This is a genomic window from Streptacidiphilus sp. PB12-B1b, assembly GCF_014084125.1.
Lineage (GTDB): Bacteria > Actinomycetota > Actinomycetes > Streptomycetales > Streptomycetaceae > Streptacidiphilus.
Genome location: NZ_CP048405.1, coordinates 262771 through 282833, shown reverse-complemented (window position 1 = coordinate 282833; position 20063 = coordinate 262771). Strand labels below are relative to the sequence as shown.

The following is a 20063-nucleotide window of genomic DNA, read 5'->3' as shown; positions in this document are numbered from 1 at the left end:
GGCCAAGGGCGGGCGTAGGCCGAGCGACGGGCACGGGCCGAGCAACAGGCGCAGGCCGGGCGATGGACACGGGCCGGACGACGGGCGCGGCCGAAGCGCAGGCCGAGCAGCGGGCGCAGGCCGCGGGCCGCGCGGCGGACACGGCCGGGCTGCCGCCGGTGGTGGTGGGCACGGGGCAACAGGGACATCCTGCCCACCCGTTGCGTCAATCTCATAACAAAAGCTCACCCCAACCACCCTGCCCGGCCACCGATCGATCACCACTGATAGAAAACTCTTCTGATTAGTCCACACACGGTGGCTGTTCCCGTGCATTTGTGCGCACCGAGGAACACCCTGCGCCGACATTTGTCTCGTATTCGGGCCTGACGCCCCTACTTGACGGCGAATGTTCGCACGGGTCCTGTTCGCGCGGGGCCGCCGACGTTGACGTCGCGCACGTTCATAGGAGAGCTGTATGACCGACAAGGTCATTGCGGCGCCGGGGGGTTCCATGGACCCTGCCCCTGGCAGCCGCGACCACGCCGCCCGCAAGCGGCGGCACACCACCCGTCTGGCGATCGCCGCCTCGACCGCGGCCCTGGCCATGGTCTCGGTGGCGGCCACGGCCGACGCCGTCACCGTGGCGCCGGTCTCGGCGAGCCCGCTCGCCGGGGGCGTGTCCGCCTCGCCGCAGCGGGTCGGCACCGCCGCCCGCGTCCCGGCCGGAGCCGTCAAGACCGGCGCGCCCGCCGGGAGCACCGCCGTCCAGCTGGCCGTGGGGCTGACGCCGCGCGACCCGGGCGCGCTCCAGGCGTTCGCCACCGCCGTCTCCACCAAGGGCAGCGCCCAGTACCACCGCTACCTGGCCAAGGGGCAGTTCGCCTCGGTGTTCGGCCCGACCCAGGACACCATCGCCAAGGTGACCGCCGCGCTCAAGGCCCAGGGCCTGAAGCCGGGCAAGGTCAGCGCCGACGGCCTGACCATCCCGGTCGACACCACGCTGGCCGCCGCGTCGCGCGCCTTCGGCACCGGCTTCGCCGACTACCGGCTGAAGGACGGCACCACCGGCTTCGTCAACACCGCGGCGCCGCAGATCTCCGGGTCGGTGGCGGCGGACATCTCTGGCGTCGGCGGCCTGGACACGCTGAACCGCCGCGAGACCGACCACACCAAGCTGATCACCCCGGCCACGGCCGCGTCGGTCCACGTCAAGGGCTCGACCCGGAGCCGCGCCACCGCCCCGGCGGCCACCACCGGTCCGCAGCTCTGCGGCACCGCCGCGCAGACGCTCTCGAACGACTACGGCTTCAGCGACGGCAACGGCTACTACAGCGCTGAGGACCTCGCCGCGTCGTACAACATGGCGCACAGCAGCACCAGCGGCGCCGGCACCACCATCGGCGTCTTCGAGCTGGAGAACTACTCCGCCTCGGACCTCGCCGCCTACCAGGCCTGCTACGGCACCCACGTGCCGGTCAGCGTGGTCAAGGTCGACGGTGGCCCGAAGCAGGCGCCGAACCCCTCCGCGAACGTCGGCGTCGAGTCGCTGCTGGACCTGGAGGACGTCACCAGCCTCGCCCCCGGCGCCTCGGTCATCGACTACGAGGGCCCGGACCTCGGCCCCAACCTCACCGACGCCCAGTGGCTCGCCACCTACCAGGCGATGGTGACCGACGACCGCGCCCAGGTGCTGTCCATCAGCTACGGCGGCTGCGAGTACTACACCGACGGCTCGGTCATCAACGCCGAGAACTACGACTCGCAGGAGGCCGCGGCGCAGGGGCAGACGATCTTCGTCGCCTCCGGTGACGCCGGCGCCAACGCCTGCGAGCCGGCCGGCGGCACCGACCAGAACGTCCTCTCCGTCTCCGACCCGGCCAGCCAGCCGTTCGTGACCGGCGTCGGCGGCACCCTGCTCTCCGGCGACCCCGCCACCTCGCGTTCCGCCTGGAACAGCAACAACGGCGGCACCGGCGGCGGCACCTCCAACGTCTGGTCCCTGACCGGCGCCGGCTTCCAGAACGGCTTCACCGGCGCGGGCTTCAACTCCGCCGCGTGCAAGGCGGCTTCCGGTTCCGTCTGCCGCCAGGTCCCCGACGTCTCCGCCCTGGCGGACCCGGACTCGGGCTACCCGGTCTACATCGGCGGCGGCTGGGGCACCATCGGCGGCACCAGCGGCGCCTCGCCGACCTGGGCCGCGCTGACCGCCATCGCGGACGCGCAGCCGACCTGCCAGGCCAACGGCCCGCTCGGCTACCTGAACTACGCCCTGTACGGGCTGGCGTCCAAGAGCTACGGCAGCTACTACACCGACATCACCGCCGGCAACAACAACGTCTACAGCCACGGCGGCTACAACGCCGGCACCGGCTACGACCTGACCACCGGCCTCGGTGAGCCCAACGCGGCCACCCTCACCGCCGCGCTGTGCGCCGCGGACCCGGCTCCGGCCACCGGCCCGGGCACCTACCACCCGGTCACCCCGACCCGGCTGCTGGACACCCGCACCATCAGCGGCGGCAGCGTCGTCCCGGCCAGCGGCATGACCGGCGTCCAGATCGAGGGCAACTCCAAGATCGCGGGCATTCCGTCCACCGGCGTGACCGCGGTGGTCCTGAACGTCACCGTCACCAACACCACCGGTGCGGGCAACCTCACCGCCTGGGGCGACAACACCACCCGGCCGAAGACGTCCAACCTGAACTGGACGGCCAAGGGCCAGACCATCTCCAACCTGGTGACCGTGGCGGTCCCGGGCGATGGCGCGATCGACTTCTACACCAACAGCGCCACGTCCGTCATCGCCGACATCCAGGGCTACTTCACCAAGGCCACCACCGGTGACACCTTCACCGGCGTGAGCCCCAGCCGTCTGCTGGACACCCGCAACGCGACCGGCATCGCCACCAAGACGCCGATCACCAATCAGACGGTCAGCCTGGCCGTCCGCGGCCACGGCAACGTCCCCGCCGACGCCACGGCCGCCGTGCTCAACCTGACGGCCACGCAGACCACCGGTGGCGGCGGCTACATCGAGGCGTTCCCCGAGGGCGTCTCCGCCCCCGGCGTCTCCAATGTCAACTGGGCCGCCAACGGCACCACCCAGGCCGGCCTGGCGATCGTGCCGATCGGCGCGGACGGCAACGTCAGCCTGATGGTGCACGGCAGCGCACACGTCATCGCGGACGTCTTCGGCTACTACACCGCCGACGCCACCGGCACCTCGTTCACCGGTGTCACGCCGAACCGGATCCTGGACACCCGCAGCGCGGTCGGCGTCTCCACCACCGCCCCGATCACCGGCGGCAGCACCATCGTGCTGCAGGTCACCGGCAAGGGCGGGGTTCCGTCGGGCGCCAAGACGGCGGTCCTGAACGTCACCGTCACCAGCACCGCCGGCTCGGGCAACCTGATCGCCTGGGCCGACGGCAGCACCAAGCCGACCACCTCCAACCTCAACTGGATCAAGGGCGAGACCGTCCCCAACCAGGTCGTGGTCCCGATCGGCGCCGACGGCAAGGTCGACCTGTACGTCAACAGCACCACCCACGTGATCGCCGACGTGTTCGGCTACTACATGTAGTGCACAGCCCCACCGCACCAGCGCCGCAACGGCGTTGACGCACAGCCGACGCCCCGCCGAGCCCTGCGCCCGGCGGGGCGTCCGCATTCCCGCGCACCGACTCCCGCCCGCCGCCGGGAGGCGGCAGGATGGTGGCCATGAGCAGCGAGACGCAGCAACAGCAGGACTTCGCCGAACTCCCCGTCTGGGAACAGCGGTACCGGGCCGCCCGGATCAGCCTGCCCGCGTGGGCCGACCAGGCCCCCGACCGGTCCCTCTTCGTGTCCAACGCCACCGGCACGTTCGAGGTCTACGCCTGGGACCGCGCCACCGGCGCGCAGCGCCAGGTGACCGCCCGCGCCAACGGCACCACCGACGCCCTCCTCACCCCGGACGGCGAGTGGATCTGGTGGTTCGACGACAAGGACGGCGACGAGTTCGGCATCTGGCGGCGGCAGCGCTTCCACCCCGGCCCGGACGCCGCCGACGGCCGCAGCGGGGGCGCGGCCGACGAGGAGGCCGTCCCCGGGCTGCCCCCGGCGTACGCGGAGGGCCTGGCCCTGGGCCGCCCGGGCACCGGCGTCACCGCGGTCGTCGGCCGCTGCACCGACGAGGACGGCACCACGCTGCACCTGGTGCGTCCCGGCGCGGAGCCGGTCGAGGTGTACCGGCACCGCGAGTCGGCGCATGTCGGCGGGCTCTCCCAGGACGGCACGCTGATCGTGATCGAGCACACCGAGCACGGCGACGCCATGCACGCCTCGCTGCGGGTGATCCGCACCGCCGACGCCTCGACCGTCGCCGAGATGGACGACGCCACCGGCCGCGAGGAGCCGCTGGGCCTGGGCAGCCTGGGCTTCGCCCCGCTCGACGGCGATCCCCGGCTGCTGGTCGCGCACCAGCGCCGGGGCCGCTGGGAGCTGATGCTGTGGGACACCGCCACCGACGACCGGACCGAGCTGCGGCTGGAGCTGCCCGGCGACATCTCCGCCGAGTGGTACCCGGACGCCTCCGCACTGCTGGTGGACCACACCTACCGGGCCCGCAGCGAGATCTACCGCTACGACCTGGCGTCCGGCTCGCTGGAGCAGCTGCACACCCCGCCCGGCACGGTGTTGGACGCGACCGCGCGGCCCGACGGCAGCGTGGAGTACCTGTGGTCCTCCTCGGAACAGCCGCCGGTCATCCGCTCCACCGACGGCACGGTGGTGCTGGCCGCGCCCGGCCCGCAGGCGCCGCCGTCCGCCCCGGTCGAGGACGTCTGGGTGGACGGCCCCGGCGGCCCGGTCCACGCACTGGTGCAGCGTCCGGCCACCGGCAGCGAGCCGTTCCCGACCGTGTTCCACATCCACGGCGGGCCGATGGCCCACGACGGCGACGAATTCGCGGCCGCCCCGGCCACCTGGCTGGACCACGGCTTCGCGGTGATCCGGGTCAACTACCGCGGCTCGACCGGCTACGGGCAGGCGTGGGCCGACGCGCTGAAGCACCGGGTGGGCCTGATCGAGCTGGAGGACATCGCCGCCGTCCGTGCCTGGGCCGTCGACTCCGGCCTGGCCGACCCGGCCCGGCTGGTGCTCACCGGCGGCTCCTGGGGCGGCTACCTGACCCTGCTCGGCCTCGGCTCCCAGCCGGAGCTGTGGACGCTGGGCGTGGCCGCCGTCCCGGTCGCCGACTACGTCACCGCCTACCACGACGAGATGGAGGGGCTGAAGGCCATCGACCGCACCCTCTTCGGCGGCGCCCCGGAGGACGTCCCCGAGCGGTACCGGGACTCCTCGCCGATCACCTACGTGGACGCGGTCAAGGCCCCGGTCTACATCAGCGCCGGGCTCAACGACCCGCGCTGCCCGATCGCCCAGATCGACAACTACATCCAGCTGCTGGAGAAGTCCGGCAAGGTGCACGAGGTCTACCGCTACGAGGCCGGGCACGGCACGCTGGTGGTGGAAGAGCGCATCAAGCAGCTCCGCCTCGAGCTGGACTTCGTCGCCCGCCACCTGGTCTGACCCCCGAGCGGCCCGCACCCCGGCACCGGGCCGGGCAGGGCCGGGCCCGCGCGGCACCGGGCCGGGACAGCCGGGCCGGGCGGGGCCGGGGAGGCCGCTGGGACCGCTGGCCGCGCGACTCGGACGGCCGGGGGCGGGTGGGTGCTCGGGCCGGTGACCGCCCTGCCGGGGAGCGCGGGCCGGGACGGCCGCGCGGGCTGGGGCGGGCGACGGCTCGGGCCGGGGCGGGCGTGGTGGGGGCTAGGCGGTGACGATGCCGAGTCGGCGGTCGCGGACGAGTTCGGCTTCGCGGCGGACCAGCCGGGCCCACATGAAGACGGCGAAGCCGGCGAAGACGAACCACTGGCAGGTGTAGCCCAGGTTCTGGAACGCCTCCAGGGTCAGCCCGTCGCCCTCGGCGGCCTGGTAGGTCGGCACCGGCACGAGGTCGGTCGAGCCGGCGTCCAGCGCGATCCAGCCGTCGTACACCCCGTACGGCAGCAGGTTCACCAGCGTCGAGGGGCTGATCATGCCCACCTGGCCCTGGGGCAGGCTACCGGTGGAGATCACCTGCGGGGAGCTCTCGTCCTCGGAGATCTGCAGCCGTCCACGCAGCTGGACCTCGCCGGTCGGCGGCGCGGCGAGGTGCGCGGCGCCGGCGGTCCAGCCGCGGATCACCGCGATGTGCGTGCCGTCGGCCAGTTGCAGCGGGGTGAGCACGTAGTAGCCGTTCCGGCCGTTCACCACCCGCTGCGGGACCAGCAGCTGTTCCTTGGCGTCGTACCGCCCGGAGAAGGTCACCTCGCGGCCGGCGTCCCCGGCGGTCACGGTGTGCGCGTCGGCCCCGGCCATCAGCCCGGCGAGCGGCACGGGGTGGGTGACCAGTGCGGCGGCCTGGGCGGCCCGGTGGTCGCCGGTGTGCGTGCGCTGCTCGAAGCGGCTGAGCTGCCACACGCCCAGCCAGATGCACAGCGGCACGGCCAGCACGGCGAACAGGTGGAGGCCGAGCCAGCGCGGGGTCAGGAGGAACCGGTACACACCCCCACGGTAACCACCCTTCATTCGGCGGCCGCAGAGGGGTCAGCCCCCGGCGAGAACCCCAGCTGACGGCCGCGCCCACGGCCCCTCCCGGCAGTCCGGCCAACCTCAGGCGCTCAGCCGGTGGCGAGCGGGGCGGTGGCGTAGACCGTGCCCGCGCAGGCGTCGGTGAGGGTGGCGCTGGCCGCCAGCGGCCCGCCCGAGCCGGGGGTGTGCGCCAGCGTGACGGTCGGGTCGGCGCCCGGCTGCGGGGAGGGGCTCAGCCCGGCGTCCTGACCGTGCCGGGCGGCCGGCGCCGGGGGCGCGGGCGGGCCGTTGCTGACCGGGCTGTCGGTGCTGGCCGAGGCGGTCACGGTCGGACCGGCGCTGCCGCAGCTGGGCGCGTTGGCGCCGGTGGCGGGCACGTACGCGAAGTCCACGACGTACGACTGCCCCGGCGCGAGCAGCACCGGGCTGGGCGTGGCCGCCGGGGGCGGCAGCAGCGTCGCCGGGTCCGAGGCGCTGTGCTGCTGCACGGTGATCCGGGAGGCCAGGGTGCCGCTGACGGAGACCACCGCGACCGTCCCCGGCTCGGACACCTGGCAGGTGGTCCGGGAGACGTTGGTGACCTGGAACGAGCCGTACATGGTGCCGGCCGCGTCCGGGGCGCCCACGGTCGCGGCGCCGCTGCCCAGCTGCGCCCGGCTGCACTCGGCGGCCGGCGGGGAGGTGACCGAGCCGGTCCCCCCGGCCGTGGTCCCGCCGGTCCACGGCGCGGACGATCCCGACCGGGAGCCGACGGCCGCTCCGGGCGCCGGACCGGACGGCGCGCCCCCGGAGACCGGCCAGGCCGAGCCGCCGGTCGGGCCGGGCAGGTAGGGCACGACCGGATCACCGGTGGAGTCGGGGCTGCCGCTGCGGGCGGAGGAGGCGGTGGCCGCGTTCTGGTAGCCCGGCCCGGACTGGGGGCCCTGCGAGGTCCCGCCCGCGTCCGCCAGCGAGTGCAGGACCAGGCCGCCGAGCACACCGAGGACCAGCGCGGTGGCGATCCCGCCGCATCTGCGGCGGCGGGCCCGGCGCAGCGGCACCGCCCGGCGCAGCAGCTCCAGCGAGTCCGGGGCGGGCTGCAGCCCGTCGACGGAGCGCTGCAGCAGCTCGCGCAGCTGCGCCTCCTCCGGGAGGAGGCCGCCGTCCTGCGCCGCCCCCGTACCGCCGGTGCCCGCCGAGCCGGCGGCGGTCAGCCACGGCGGCAGCACACTGGGCGGTGCCATCGGCATCGGCGGGATCTCCCCGAGGCGGCCGCTGCCCCCGCCCACGCTCCCCCCGGGCCGCACCACCCGCACATACGCCCGTCCCCCGGCCTGGCCGACGGCCTGTCCCCCGGCTTGTCCAGCCGCCCCGGTGCCCGAGGGGGCGGCGGGGACGGCCGGTCCGCCGACGTCGCCGCCCGCGAGGGTGCCCGCCAGGGCGGAGTCGCCGCCCGCAGGCCCGTGGCCGCCGCCGGGAGGGACGTCCGGGCCGACGGGCAGGCTACCGGGCAGGCCGCCGCCCGGCTGCCCGCTGCCGGTTCCGGTTCCGGTTCCGGTGCCGGTGCCGGTGCCGGTTCCGTCCAGGATGCCGTCGGTCATGACGCCGACTCCATGCTCAGCCGCAGCGCCGCGAGCCCGCGCGAGCCGTACGCCTTGACCGAGCCCACCGAGATGCCGAGGCTGTCCGCCACCTGCGCCTCGGTCATGTCGGCGAAGTACCGCAGCACCAGCACCTCGCGCTGGCGTCGCTGGAGTCCGCGCATGGCCTGCAGCAGCTGGTCGCGTTCGAGCGCGTCGTACGCGCCCTCCTCGGCGCTGGCCATGTCCGGCATGGGCTTCTGCAGCAGCCGCAGGCTCATGATCCGGCGGCGCAGCGTGGAGCGGGACAGGTTGACGACGGTCTGCCGCAGGTACGCCAGGGTCTTGTCCGGCTCGCGCACCCGGCGCCGGGCCGCGTGGACCCGGATGAACGCCTCCTGCACGACGTCCTCGCAGGAGGCGGCGTCGTCCAGGAGCAGCGCGGCCAGGCCCAGCAGCGAGCGGTAGTGCGCCTGGTAGGTCTCGGTGAGCAGGTCGACGCTGGTGCCCTCGGCGACGGCCGCGGCCGCGGTGTACTCGGCCCGGTCCAGCCCGTGCTCGACGCCGCGCCCGTGCTCGACGGCGCGGTCGATCGTACGGTCGACCACCCGGTCCACCGCTCTGCGGACGCCGGGAAAGGGCGCGGTCACGGGCAACCCCCCGACCAGCACCGGACTCCCCGCCATCTCTGCCACGACTCTTTGACGTCCGGGAGGCCGGGATGGTTGTACCGGCGCGCCAGGGAATCGCCGGGCCGACACGGTCGGTCCTGCCGGGAGCTTCCGCCCATCCCGTCCGCCTCCCCGCAGCCAGCGCCCGCCGTTGTGAAGCACCCACGGTACGGGGCGGTTTCACCTGCGTCACCGGAACGGGCCGACTGAGATGAATGGATCGGGCGGCGACCCCCGCTCACGCGAAAGACGCAGCCCGATCCCCGTCCGTCCAGCGGCCGTTGGCGCCGGCAACCGCCGACGCCGGAGGGCCCGCGGTGTCAGCGGCCGGTGCCGCCGTAGACCACGGCCTCGTCGCTCTCGGTGTCGAGTCCGAAGGCGCTGTGCACGGCCCGGACCGCCTCGCTGACGTCGTCCACGCGGGTCACCACCGAGATCCGGATCTCCGAGGTGGAGATCAGCTCGATGTTGACGCTCGCGCCGGACAGCGCCTCGAAGAACGCCGCGGTCACCCCGGGGTTGGACCGCATACCGGCCCCGACCAGCGAGATCTTGCCGATCTCGTCGTCGTAGCGGAGTGAGGTGAAGCCGATCCCCTCCTGCACCCGCTCCAACGCCTCGATGGCCTTGCGGCCCTCGGCCTTGGGCACGGTGAAGGTGATGTCGGTCAGACCGGTCGACGCGGCGGAGACGTTCTGCACCACCATGTCGATGTTGATCTCGGCATCGGCGACGGCGCGGAAGATCCGGGCCGCCTCACCGGGCTTGTCGGGCACTCCGACGACGGTGACCTTGGCCTCCGACGTGTCGTGGGCGACCCCGGAGATGATGGCGTGCTCCATTTCGCCCCCTTCGGGCTGGTTACGGACCCAGGTACCGACATGTCCGGAGAAGGACGACCGTACGTGGATGGGCATGTTGTAGCGGCGGGCGTACTCGACGCAGCGGGCGAGCAGCACCTTGGAGCCGGACGAGGCCAGCTCCAGCATGTCCTCGTAGCCGATCTCGTTGATCTTGCGGGCCTTCTTCACCACGCGCGGGTCGGCGGTGAAGACGCCGTCGACGTCGGTGTAGATCTCGCAGCACTCGGCGTCGAGCGCCGCCGCCAGCGCCACCGCGGTGGTGTCCGACCCGCCCCGGCCCAGCGTGGTGATGTCCTTGCTGTCCTGGGAGACGCCCTGGAAGCCGGCCACGATGGCGATGTTGCCGCCGTCGAGCGCGGTACGGATCCGACCCGGCGTCACATCGATGATGCGGGCCTTGTTGTGGACGGAGTCGGTGATGACCCCGGCCTGGCTGCCGGTGAAGGACTGGGCCTCGTGGCCCAGGGATTTGATCGCCATGGCCAGCAGCGCCATGGAGATGCGCTCGCCGGAGGTCAGCAGCATGTCCAGTTCGCGTCCGGCGGGGAAGGGTGACACCTGCTCTGCGAGGTCGATGAGCTCGTCCGTCGTGTCGCCCATCGCGGACACCACGACGACGACCTCATGGCCCGCCTTCTTGGTGTCGACGATTCGCCTGGCGACGCGCTTGATGCCCTCGGCATCGGCGACGGAGGAGCCGCCGTACTTCTGCACGACAAGGCCCACGTGCGCTCCTCGTATCTTCCGGTCTCCCGGTACTGCGGTGGTTCAGGCCGCGCAGCCTCACAGGGCGTGCGCGGGGCCCAGTCTATCGACCGGGGCCCCCGCGCCCAGCGTCATCCGCATGATGAGACCGTCGGCTCAACCGTCGAGACGCCCGCGCCTCGCGTGCCGCCGCCGTACGCCGGCTTCACAGGCCGCCTCGTGGGCCGCTGCTAGCTGGTCGGCTCCTGGCTGTGGACGCCCAGCTCGGCGGCCATCAGCTCGCCCGCCTGCTGTCCCAGCTGCTCGTCGGTGAGGCCGTCGTCGTCGGTGTCGGCGCCTTCGACCGCCGCGCCGATCGGGCTGTCCAGGCGGACGTGCGCCACCAGCGAGTGCAGGGCGCGCAGCACGGACGTCGTGGTCGAGCCCCAGTTGGCCAGGTAGGAAAACTGCCACCACCACAGCGCCTCGGAGATCCGGCCCTCGCGGTAGTGCACCAGCCCGTGCTGCAGGTCGGCGACCACCCCGGCGATGTCGTCGGAGATCCGGCAGGCGACCGGCTTGTCCGGGATGCCGTACGGGTCGAACACCTCGTGGTAGACGTCGATCGGCGCGAGCAGCTCGGCCAGGCACTGGCGCAGGTCGGACTCGTCCACGTCCGGGCCGGTGTCCGGCTCGTAGCGGTCCTCCGGCAGGACGTCCTCGATCGCGCCGAGGCGGCCACCGGCCAGCAGCAGCTGCGACACCTCCAGCAGCAGCAGGGAGATGGCGCTGCCGGGCTCGTCGCCCTTGGCGACCTCGTGGACGGCGAGGACGAAACTGTCCACGGAGTCCGCGATCTGCACGGCGAACTCGTCCGGCTCCGCCGCGTGCCCGGGCTCCGCTCCCGACCCCGGTTCCGGCTGGCGGGCGCGCGTGGTCGTGGTGGTAGTGGCGTCAGACATCGAGAAGTCGTCTCCCTTCGAAGGCCCGTCCGAGGGTGACCTCGTCGGCGTACTCCAGGTCTCCCCCGACCGGCAGGCCGCTGGCCAGACGGGTCACTTTCAGGCCCATGGGCTTGAGCAGGCGTGCCAGGTAGGTGGCAGTCGCCTCACCCTCAAGGTTGGGATCGGTGGCCAGGATCAGTTCGGTCACCACACCGTCGGCGAGCCTGGCCATCAGCTCCCTGATCCGCAGGTCGTCCGGCCCGACGCCCTCGATCGGGCTGATGGCCCCGCCGAGGACGTGGTAGCGGCCCCGGAACTCGCGGGTCCGCTCGACCGCGACGACGTCCTTGGGCTCCTCGACCACGCAGATCACCGAGAGGTCGCGGCGCTGATCCAGGCACACCCGGCAGCGCTCGGACTCGGAGACGTTCCCGCAGACCACGCAGAAACGTACCTTCTCCTTGACCTCGTTGAGGGCGTGCGCCAGCCGGCGGACATCCACCGGATCCGACTGCAGGATGTGGAAGGCGATCCGCTGCGCGCTCTTGGGGCCGACGCCGGGCAACCTGCCCAACTCGTCGATGAGGTCCTGGACCACGCCCTCGTACACGCTGCTCGTCCTGCCCTTCCGCTGTCGGTACTGCTGCCGTCCGGCTGCTCGGCCGGACATCTGGATAACACGTGCTGGGAGCCATCATCCTCTGGCCCCGGCGGTCTACACACCCGTGCGACACACCAAGAGTGGTCGTGCGAGGGGGCGCGCGGAAGTCTTCGGGACTGCGAAGAAGTAAACAGAAACGCCCACCCCTCGCGCACGAGCGCTCCGTCCGGGCCTGGCTGGGCACTGCGCGGCCAGGCCGCAGGGTCGCAGGCCCGCGCGGCGGGGCCGACCCCGGTCCGGTGTGGCCCGGCGGAGGACCGCTTGCTCGCCGCACTGCGTCCGGCCCAGCGCCGAAGCCCGGCACCGCAGCCGGGCACCAGCGTCCGCCGCCGCTCACGCCCACGGTAGCGCCCCCGCCCACGGTAGCCCGTCGGCTTCGCCCGGGACAGCGTCCCGGGCCTCGCCGGTCAACCGCCGAACCCGCCCTGCCCCGCGTGCGTCCCGCGTTTCGCGCCCTGGGCCCTGCGCCCTGCGCCCTGCGTCAGAACGGAAGGCCGGGGATTCCGCCGCCGCCAAGCCCCTGCGCCAGCGGGCCGAGGCGCTCGGCCGCCAGCCGCTGCGCCGCGCCGTTGGCGTCCCGGACAGCGGCCAGCACCAGATCGGCGAGGGTCTCGGTGTCCTCGGGGTCGACCGCCTTCGGGTCGATCACCAGGGCCTTCAGCTCGCCCGCACCGCTGACCGTGGCCCGGACCAGGCCGCCACCGGCCGACCCGTCCACGGTCGCCGCCGCCAGCTCCTCCTGCGCATGCGCGAGTTGCTGCTGCATCTGCTGCGCCTGCTGGAGCAGGGCCTGCATGTCGGGCTGTCCGCCACCGGGAAACATGAACCACTCCTGACCTTGTGAACCGACCGCGCGCACCGCAACCGTTCGCGGCCGCACGTACGGTGCGAGCCTACGTGGCCCGCGACGGCCCAGTCCCGCGAACCGCCCCCTGGCCTGCCCCCGGCTTCCACGACAACCCGCCGCCGCACGGCCGCAGGACGCCGCTTCCGCCCGCCGACGACGGCTAGCGGCCGTGTTCGATCTCCTCGATCACCGTGGCGCCCAACTCCCGCATGATCAGCTCCTGGCCCGAGATCGACCCCATCCCGTACCCGGGATCCTCGTCGTCCGGGAACTCGTCGTCCGGGGAGTCCGGCATCGGCGGTGGCGGCAGGTCGGGCACCGGGGGCGGCGGAGTGGGCACCGGCCGCGACACCGGCTGCGCCGCAACCGTCGGCGCCGGCGCCTCGGCGACCGGGGACGACGACACGGGCGCAGCTACGGACGCGACCGGCGCGACGGCCGTCGGAGCGAAGGACTGCGGCGGTTGCGGCGCAGCCGGCCCGGGCCCGCCCGGACCACGGTCCGCACCGAAGCCCCCGAACCCGCCGCCAGGAGCACCTCCACCCCCGCCGAACCCGCTCGCGCCACCACCGCCATTGCCACTGCCGCCATTGCCACTACTGCCGAAGCCGCCCCCGGCACCACCGCCGCCCGCTCCGCCGGAGGGATCGACGATGCAGTCGATCTTCCAGCTGACACCGAGGGCGTCCTGCAGCGCCAGGCGCAGGATCTCGTCATGGCCGCCGTTGACGAAGCCGTCGCGGGTGCCCGCATGCTCGAAGGAGATCTGCAGCGTCGTGCCGTCGAACGCGGCAACCTGCGCCTGCTGCACCAGCATCCAGGTGACGCGGCGGCGTCCCTTCACCGCCTCCAGGATCTGCGGCCACTGGTTCCGGACATCGCCCACACTGCCCTGCGCCCCCGCCGCTGCCTGCGGCTGCGGCGGCTGCGCCTGCTGCTGAGGCCGGGCCTGCTGGACCTGTTGCGCCTGGGCCTGCTGGGCCTGGGCCTGCTGTTGGGCCTGGGCCTGTGGCTGAGCGACGGCAGCAGGCGGCGCAGCCTGCTGCTGGGCGCTGAAGCTGGGTGTCACCGGCCAGGCCCCCGAGCCGGGAGCCTGCGCGCCGACGGACTGCGCCGGCTGCGCCGCCGCCCGGGGCGCCGGAGCCTGCACCGCCGCAACGGCCGGCGCGGGAGCCATCGGCGCAGGCGTCGCCGGCACTGCGGCCACCGGCGCCGGTGCTGCCCCGACGACCGGCTCCGCTCCCCCGACCGGTCCGGCTCCCGCCACCGGCCCGGCCCCCGCGACCGGCCCGCCGAAGGCCGCGCGCCGCTCCAGCTTGTCCAGCCGGGCCTGCACCGACCGCGTGTCGTCGTACGCGCCGGGCAGCATCACCCGGGCACAGATCAGCTCCAGCTGCAGCCGGGGCGAGGTCGCCCCGCGCATCTCCGTCAGGCCGGTGTTGACGATGTCGGCGGCCCGGCTGAGCTCCGCCGCACCAAAAAGGGCGGCCTGCTGCTCCATCAACGCGATCCGGTCGGCCGGGGCGTCGATCAGCCCCTTCTCACCGGCGTCCGGAACGGCGGAGAGGATGACGAGATCGCGCAGCCGCTCCAGCAGGTCCGCCACGAAGCGGCGCGGATCATGGCCGCCCTCGATCACCCGGTCGACCATGCCGAAGACCGCCGCGCCGTCCTGCACGGCGAAGGCGTCGGTGACCTCGTCCAACAGGCCCGCGTCGGTGTAGCCGAGCAGCGCGGTCGCCATGGCGTATGTCACACCGCCCGCGTCCGATCCGGCGAGGAGCTGGTCCATCACCGACATCGAGTCACGCACCGACCCGGCCCCCGCGCGCACCACCAGCGGGTAGACAGAGTCCTCGACCTGGATCTCCTCGCGCCCGCACACCTGCGCCAGGTAGTCCCGCAGGGTGCCCGGCGGCACCAGCCGGAAGGGGTAGTGGTGCGTACGGGAGCGGATCGTCCCGATGACCTTCTCGGGCTCGGTGGTCGCAAAGATGAACTTGAGATGCTCCGGCGGCTCCTCGACGACCTTCAGCAGGGCGTTGAAGCCGGCCGTCGAGACCATGTGGGCCTCGTCGATGATGTAGATCTTGTAACGACTGCTGGCAGGCGCGAAGAACGCCTTCTCCCGCAGGTCACGGGTGTCGTCGACGCCACCGTGCGAGGCGGCGTCGATCTCGATGACGTCGATGGACCCCGGCCCGCCGCGCGCCAGATCCGTACAGGACTGGCACTCGCCGCACGGCGTGGGCGTCGGACCCTGCTCACAGTTGAGGCAGCGGGCGAGGATGCGGGCACTGGTCGTCTTGCCGCAGCCGCGCGGACCGCTGAACAGATATGCGTGATTGACCCGGTTGTTGCGCAACGCCTGCTGGAGCGGACCGGTGACGTGCTCCTGACCGATGACCTCGGCGAAGGTCTCGGGACGATAGCGGCGATAGAGAGCGAGCGACACGTCACTGACCCTAACGGTCCCCACTGACAAGCGGGGGCCCCTGGAAACGACAGGACCCCCCGTGCACCCGCCAGAGCCCACTTACCCTTGCTGCCTTCCGGCCCTGGGGGGTTCAGCGAGATAGCGCCACACGAGGGGCTGTGGAACAGCGTACCGGATCCCCGACCCCTCTCACGACGCCCCACCCCCTCCTCCTGATCAGGTGCGCGAGCACCCCCAAACGTCTAGTAAGCTCTCCCACGGAGGATTCGCCTAGTGGCCTAGGGCGCACGCTTGGAAAGCGTGTTGGGGGCAACCCCTCACGAGTTCGAATCTCGTATCCTCCGCCTTTGCCCGCCAGGGCAGTTGAAGGCCCCGACCGCTCAGCGGTCGGGGCCTTCGTCGTGGGCCAGTTGCAGTTTTAGTTGCAGTTGGCCCGATCAGGCGGCGGGCGACTCCTCGGGCGTCGGCCAAAGCAAGCCGCCGATCTTGTCGGCCGTGTCGGTGAGCACCCGGTTGGTGAGGTGCTGGTACCGGCGGCGCATGCGGGCGGACTTGCCGGGTTCCCAGCCCATGATCGCGTCGACGATCGTGTCCGGGACGCCGAGGATCAGCAGGACGGTGGCCGCCGTGTGGCGGGCGTCATGGAGCCGCCCCGCGCGGATGCCCGCCGCCTTGAGGAGGTCCTTCCACTCGTGGTGGTCGGTGTTCGGGTTGAGGGGCTCGCCGGCCGGCGAGGCGAAGACGTACCCCTTCTCCACCCAGAGGTCGGCGGCGATCCGCCGCTCGCGCTCCTGCTCGCGCCGATGCTGGAGCAGGAGAGTCAGCAGCGGGTCCGGGATGCCGATCGGACGGCGTCCAGCGCGGGACTTGGTGTCCTTGGTCTCTCGCCGGATGTTGACCTTCTGCGGGCAGTAGCCGGGCTTGCGCCCGCAGCGGTCGCCGCAGCCGTGCTCGTAGCGGGGCCGCAGCCGGTTCCGGTGGACCGTCAGGACGCGCAACTCGAAGTCGACGTCGGTCCACTTGAGGCCGAGGACCTCGCCCTGGCGCAGGCCGAGCGCCAGCGATATGACCCAACGGGCAGGGTGCCGCGTCTTGTTGGCCAGGTCGAGGAGCTGCTGCACCTCCTCGACCGTGTAGGGCTCGACTTCCTCCTCTTCGAGGCGCGGGGCCTTGGCGATGGAGGCCGGGTTGACGGTGAGGTGCCCTCGGCGGACCGCCTCGTTCAGTGCAGTGCGAACGGTGCGGTGGACCTGGTGCGCGGTACCGGCGGCGCTGCCGGCCTTCCGCATCTTCTGGTAGAAGCGCTCCAGGTGCTCGGGCTCCAGTTTGGCGAGGCGGTGTGCGCCGATGCCGGGGATGAGGTGGTGGTAGACCGCGACGCGGTAGCCGTCGATGGTGTTCTCACCGACGTGCGGCGCGGCGATGTTCTCCACCCAGTGGGTCAGCCAGGTCTTGACGGTCCAGGTCTGCCCGGCCTTGGCGACGGCGCCGGAGTCGCGCTTCTTCTCCAGGTCGCGTACGGCCTTGGTGGCATCGGCGCGGCGCTTGCGCATGACGTGGCGTCGGTCGGGCTTGCCGTCGTCCTTGATGCCGACGGTCACGTAGCCGTGCCAGTAGCCGTCCTTGCCGAGGAAGATCGAGGAAGCGCCGTTGGGCTGTCGAGACTTCGTCATGTGATCCCCCTCAGGCCGCGAGCGCGACGGTCGTGTCGGCGGCCTGCACGCGGGCGGCCATGTACGCCTTGAGAGCCTCGGCGGGCACCCGGCGGAGGCGTCCGATCGTCACGGAGGGGATCTCGCCGGAGGCGACGAGGGCGTACATCGTCGTGCGGCCGACACCGAGCCGGCGGGCAGCTTCCTCGACGGTGAGGGCGATGAGCGTCGGGTCCGGCACCTGCGGGCCAGCGCTGGCGACAAGGCTGAGAAGCTGGTGCTCGGTGAGGTCGAGCGCGCCAGCCAGGCGCGCAAGGGACAGGGGCGTTTCAGGCATAGGTATTCCTCCCGGCGGCGCGTGGGCAACGCGCCACTGTGGCGACTGGTGGGATGGGCGGTGGGCGAAGTGAACCCGCTTGTCGGCCCTCGGCGTTCGTAGCGCCGGGGGTCGGGCAGCGGGAGTGCGGTGTGCTCAGGGCAACGGAGCAGCACCGTAGGAGCAGTCCCGGCCGTTTTCCAAAAAACGGGCCGGAGGCCGACCTTTTAGGAAAACGGCCGGGCGCCAGGCGACGATGGGCGCACGAAGTCGTCGCAGCCCGAGGAGGTAGAACGTGCGGGCTTACCGGCCGGCACCCGGGGCCTTGCGGAGCGGATCCCAGGGTGAGTTGGGAGCCGGGTACGACACGACGGTGTCGCCGGTGTCGACGGCGATGCCTTGGGCCTCCAGGCGCTCGGCGATCTCGTCGTACTCGCGCTCCGCCTCGTCGAGCCGGGCCTTGGCGCCCTGCTCGATGTCGTGGGCGGTTCTCCACTCCTGCTCGGCCGCCTGGACGCGGAAGCCCGCTTCCTGCAGCTCGTAGGTCGGCTCGTCAGGGCCGGCGACGGCCTCCGTCATGAAGTTGGCGGCCGGGACACTGAGCGCCTTGGCCAGACCGATCACCTCGTCGAACCGCACCGGGCGGGTGCCGTTCTCGATCTTGGCGATCTGGGTCTGGTGGAGCTTGAAGCCGAGCCGGGTCATGCGCTCGGCGACGTCCTCCTGGGAGAGGCGGGCGGCCTTCCGTAGGACCTTCAGGTTGTGGGCCACCAGGGCCTCGCCCTCCAGGGGCTTAAAGCGATGCACCATGGGGTTGACCATACCAACCTCCCTTCGATTGCACGTGGGCGCGACTCGCCCACGTAAAGAAGGTAGCAGCATGCTCCTGCCATTCGCCAAGCGCTTGAGCAATCCTTCACGAGATCCACACACAGTCACCCGCCAGGCAAAATGCTGATGCAGCATGGAACCAGAATGCTCTGACAGCTTGACTGCAACGTCGCGAGAGTGCTTATACTGCCCATGTCAGCATGAAGATCCCAACCCGAAGGAGGTTGCACCGGGCCGAGCAGCAGCCTCGAGTATCCCGAGAGAAACGCGAAGCCCCCGGCGCTACGAACACCGGGGGCTGATCGGAAACCTCGCCACCGCCCATCCCAGGACAGTCGAACTACGGCGGACCGGGTTGCCCCCCGGAGCCGCCGAGTGAGGAATCGCCATGACCGAGAGTACTGCCTCGCGCCCCACCCCCGCAGCCCCCAGCACCCCACAGTCGGCCTCGGGCTGGCCGCCCGTGGCGAAGGCCGGCAAGCCGGGCACCTACCTGCCCGCTCAGCAGGCCGCCGCGTCCACACCCTGTGGACAGCCGCAGGACGCCGCACCGGACGAGCCCGCCGGGCCGACCGGCTACGACGACATGCCGGACACTCCGGCAACCGGGGGCGCCGAGGTCCTCGCGGAGCTGAAGGCCCTGATCGCCAGGTTCGTGATCCTCCCGTCCGACGAGGCTCTGGACGCCGCCACGCTCTGGGTGGCAGCGACCCACCTGCAGCCCTCGTGGCAGCACGCCCCGCGTCTGGCGGTGGTCGGGCCCGCGAAGCGCTGCGGCAAGTCCCGCCTGCTCGACGTCCTCGCCGAGACGGTGCACCAGCCGGTCCTGACGGTTAACTCGACCCCGGCGGCGGTCTTCCGCTCAATCACCGAGGAGCCGCCCACGCTCCTGGTGGACGAGGCCGACACGATCTTCGGCAGCCCGAAGATGGCGGAGAAGAACGAGGAGATGCGCGGCCTGCTCAACGCCGGGCACCAGCGCGACCGCTACGTGCTGCGCGTGGTCGGCAACGACCACACCCCGCACCGCTTCCACACCTTCGCCATGGCGGCCATCGCCGGCATCGGCGACCTCCCCGACACGATCATGGACCGCTCCATCGTGATCCGCATGCGCCGCCGGGCCGAGGGCGAGAAGGTCGCCCCGTACCGCACCAAGCGCGACAGCCCCGCCCTGCACGAGATCCGTGCCAAGATCGCCCTCTGGACCAAGCCCCTCACCGACCAGGCCCTGCACCTGGAGCCGGCCATGCCGGTCGAGGACCGCGCCGCCGACACCTGGGAACCCTTGGTGATCATCGCCGACCTCGCGGGCGGCCCCTGGCCCCGCCGGGCCCGCCAGGCGTGCTCCCGCATGGTCGCCTCCGAGGCCGAGACGGAGGAGGAGAACCCGAGCGGCGCCAGGATCCTCGCCGACATCCGACGGATCTTCCACGCCGCCGGCGACCCGGACAGCATCACCACCGACCAACTGCTGTTCACGCTCAACGGCGACCCCGAAGCCCCCTGGGCCGAGTCCGGCCGAGGCGGCCTGACCCCGCGCGGCCTCAGCACGATGCTCCGCGAGTTCGGCATCTCCTCGGGCAACGTGCGCATCGGCGACGGCACCCAGCGCAAGGGCTACTTGCGCCACAAGTACGCCGACGCCTGGCGACGCTACTGCCCCACCGTCCACCCCCTCGCCCCCAGCACCGGCTCGGGCACGGGCACGGGCACGGGCAGCAGAGGCTGACCGCCATCCCGAGGTTGCCGTCCCTGCCGTCCCTGCCGTCCCTGCCGTAACAGCGCAGGTCACAGCACCTGCGGGCAAGACGGCAACCACGTCCAAGACGGCACGTGAGCCGACACCGCCACCGGCCTGCCACCGCGCGCACCACCGCGCCGACGGCAGGCCGGGCCGGGACGGCACCCACATCCGTCTCGTGCCGTCCCAGCCGTCCCTGCCGTAACAGCGCAGGTCAGACGGCCTGCCGCCAAGACGGATCACCGTCCCAAGACGGC

The 20063-nt window shown here is 72.4% G+C and carries 14 protein-coding genes, 1 tRNA gene and 1 other RNA gene; 4 read left to right on the top strand and 12 right to left on the bottom strand.

Annotation, left to right across the window (positions count from 1 at the left end; genetic code table 11):
• Nucleotides 1-457 precede the first annotated feature (457 nt).
• Complete coding sequence (locus GXW83_RS01270) at nt 458-3565, top strand: S53 family peptidase (RefSeq protein WP_182441030.1); 3108 nt, start codon at nt 458-460, stop codon at nt 3563-3565.
• A gap of 137 nt (nt 3566-3702) precedes the next feature.
• Entirely contained in the window at nt 3703-5553 is a 1851-nt protein-coding gene (locus GXW83_RS01265; RefSeq protein ID WP_182441029.1) for a prolyl oligopeptidase family serine peptidase, read from the top strand.
• Nucleotides 5554-5793: 240 nt separating this feature from the next.
• On the opposite strand, the gene GXW83_RS01260 is transcribed toward GXW83_RS01265, so the two are convergent.
• The 9 genes from GXW83_RS01260 to ffs form a co-directional block, all read right to left on the bottom strand.
• The gene (locus GXW83_RS01260; protein ID WP_182441028.1) at nt 5794-6570 is read right to left on the bottom strand and encodes an SURF1 family protein; all 777 of its coding nucleotides are present in this window, start codon (nt 6568-6570) and stop codon (nt 5794-5796) included.
• Between the two features lie 116 nt (nt 6571-6686).
• Nucleotides 6687-8177 (bottom strand): hypothetical protein, encoded by a 1491-nt coding sequence (locus GXW83_RS01255; protein WP_182441027.1) that lies wholly within the window; start codon nt 8175-8177, stop codon nt 6687-6689.
• Complete coding sequence (locus GXW83_RS01250) at nt 8174-8842, bottom strand: SigE family RNA polymerase sigma factor (RefSeq protein ID WP_182441026.1); 669 nt, start codon at nt 8840-8842, stop codon at nt 8174-8176. The genes GXW83_RS01255 and GXW83_RS01250 overlap by 4 nt, the downstream gene beginning before the upstream one ends.
• 305 nt (nt 8843-9147) lie before the next feature.
• A complete protein-coding gene (locus GXW83_RS01245; protein ID WP_182441025.1) occupies nt 9148-10416 on the bottom strand; it encodes an aspartate kinase in 1269 nt (422 codons plus the stop codon).
• A 209-nt stretch (nt 10417-10625) separates the two neighbouring features.
• Nucleotides 10626-11336: a DUF5063 domain-containing protein gene (locus GXW83_RS01240; RefSeq protein WP_182441024.1), complete on the bottom strand. Its 711-nt coding sequence runs from the start codon at nt 11334-11336 to the stop codon at nt 10626-10628.
• Complete coding sequence (gene recR / locus GXW83_RS01235; protein WP_182441023.1) at nt 11329-11928, bottom strand: recombination mediator RecR; 600 nt, start codon at nt 11926-11928, stop codon at nt 11329-11331. The genes GXW83_RS01240 and recR overlap by 8 nt, the downstream gene beginning before the upstream one ends.
• A gap of 532 nt (nt 11929-12460) precedes the next feature.
• A complete protein-coding gene (locus GXW83_RS01230; protein WP_182441022.1) occupies nt 12461-12802 on the bottom strand; it encodes a YbaB/EbfC family nucleoid-associated protein in 342 nt (113 codons plus the stop codon).
• Between the two features lie 184 nt (nt 12803-12986).
• Entirely contained in the window at nt 12987-15281 is a 2295-nt protein-coding gene (locus GXW83_RS01225; RefSeq protein WP_182441021.1) for a DNA polymerase III subunit gamma and tau, read from the bottom strand.
• A gap of 47 nt (nt 15282-15328) precedes the next feature.
• An RNA gene (gene ffs, locus GXW83_RS01220) (signal recognition particle sRNA small type) lies at nt 15329-15424 on the bottom strand.
• 98 nt (nt 15425-15522) lie between these two features.
• On the opposite strand from ffs, the gene GXW83_RS01215 reads away from it, so the two are divergent.
• Nucleotides 15523-15607: transfer RNA gene (locus tag GXW83_RS01215), tRNA-Ser, on the top strand.
• A gap of 93 nt (nt 15608-15700) precedes the next feature.
• On the opposite strand, the gene GXW83_RS01210 is transcribed toward GXW83_RS01215, so the two are convergent.
• The 3 genes from GXW83_RS01210 to GXW83_RS01200 form a co-directional block, all read right to left on the bottom strand.
• Nucleotides 15701-16936 carry a site-specific integrase gene (locus GXW83_RS01210; protein WP_182441020.1) on the bottom strand — a complete coding sequence of 412 codons (1236 nt, stop codon included), beginning with the start codon at nt 16934-16936 and terminating at the stop codon, nt 15701-15703.
• Nucleotides 16937-16946: 10 nt separating this feature from the next.
• Complete coding sequence (locus GXW83_RS01205; RefSeq protein WP_182441019.1) at nt 16947-17252, bottom strand: helix-turn-helix domain-containing protein; 306 nt, start codon at nt 17250-17252, stop codon at nt 16947-16949.
• A gap of 282 nt (nt 17253-17534) precedes the next feature.
• Nucleotides 17535-18041 carry a helix-turn-helix domain-containing protein gene (locus GXW83_RS01200; RefSeq protein WP_182441018.1) on the bottom strand — a complete coding sequence of 169 codons (507 nt, stop codon included), beginning with the start codon at nt 18039-18041 and terminating at the stop codon, nt 17535-17537.
• Between the two features lie 409 nt (nt 18042-18450).
• On the opposite strand from GXW83_RS01200, the gene GXW83_RS01195 reads away from it, so the two are divergent.
• Nucleotides 18451-19794 (top strand): DUF3631 domain-containing protein, encoded by a 1344-nt coding sequence (locus GXW83_RS01195; protein WP_182441017.1) that lies wholly within the window; start codon nt 18451-18453, stop codon nt 19792-19794.
• The last annotated feature ends 269 nt before the right edge of the window (nt 19795-20063 follow it).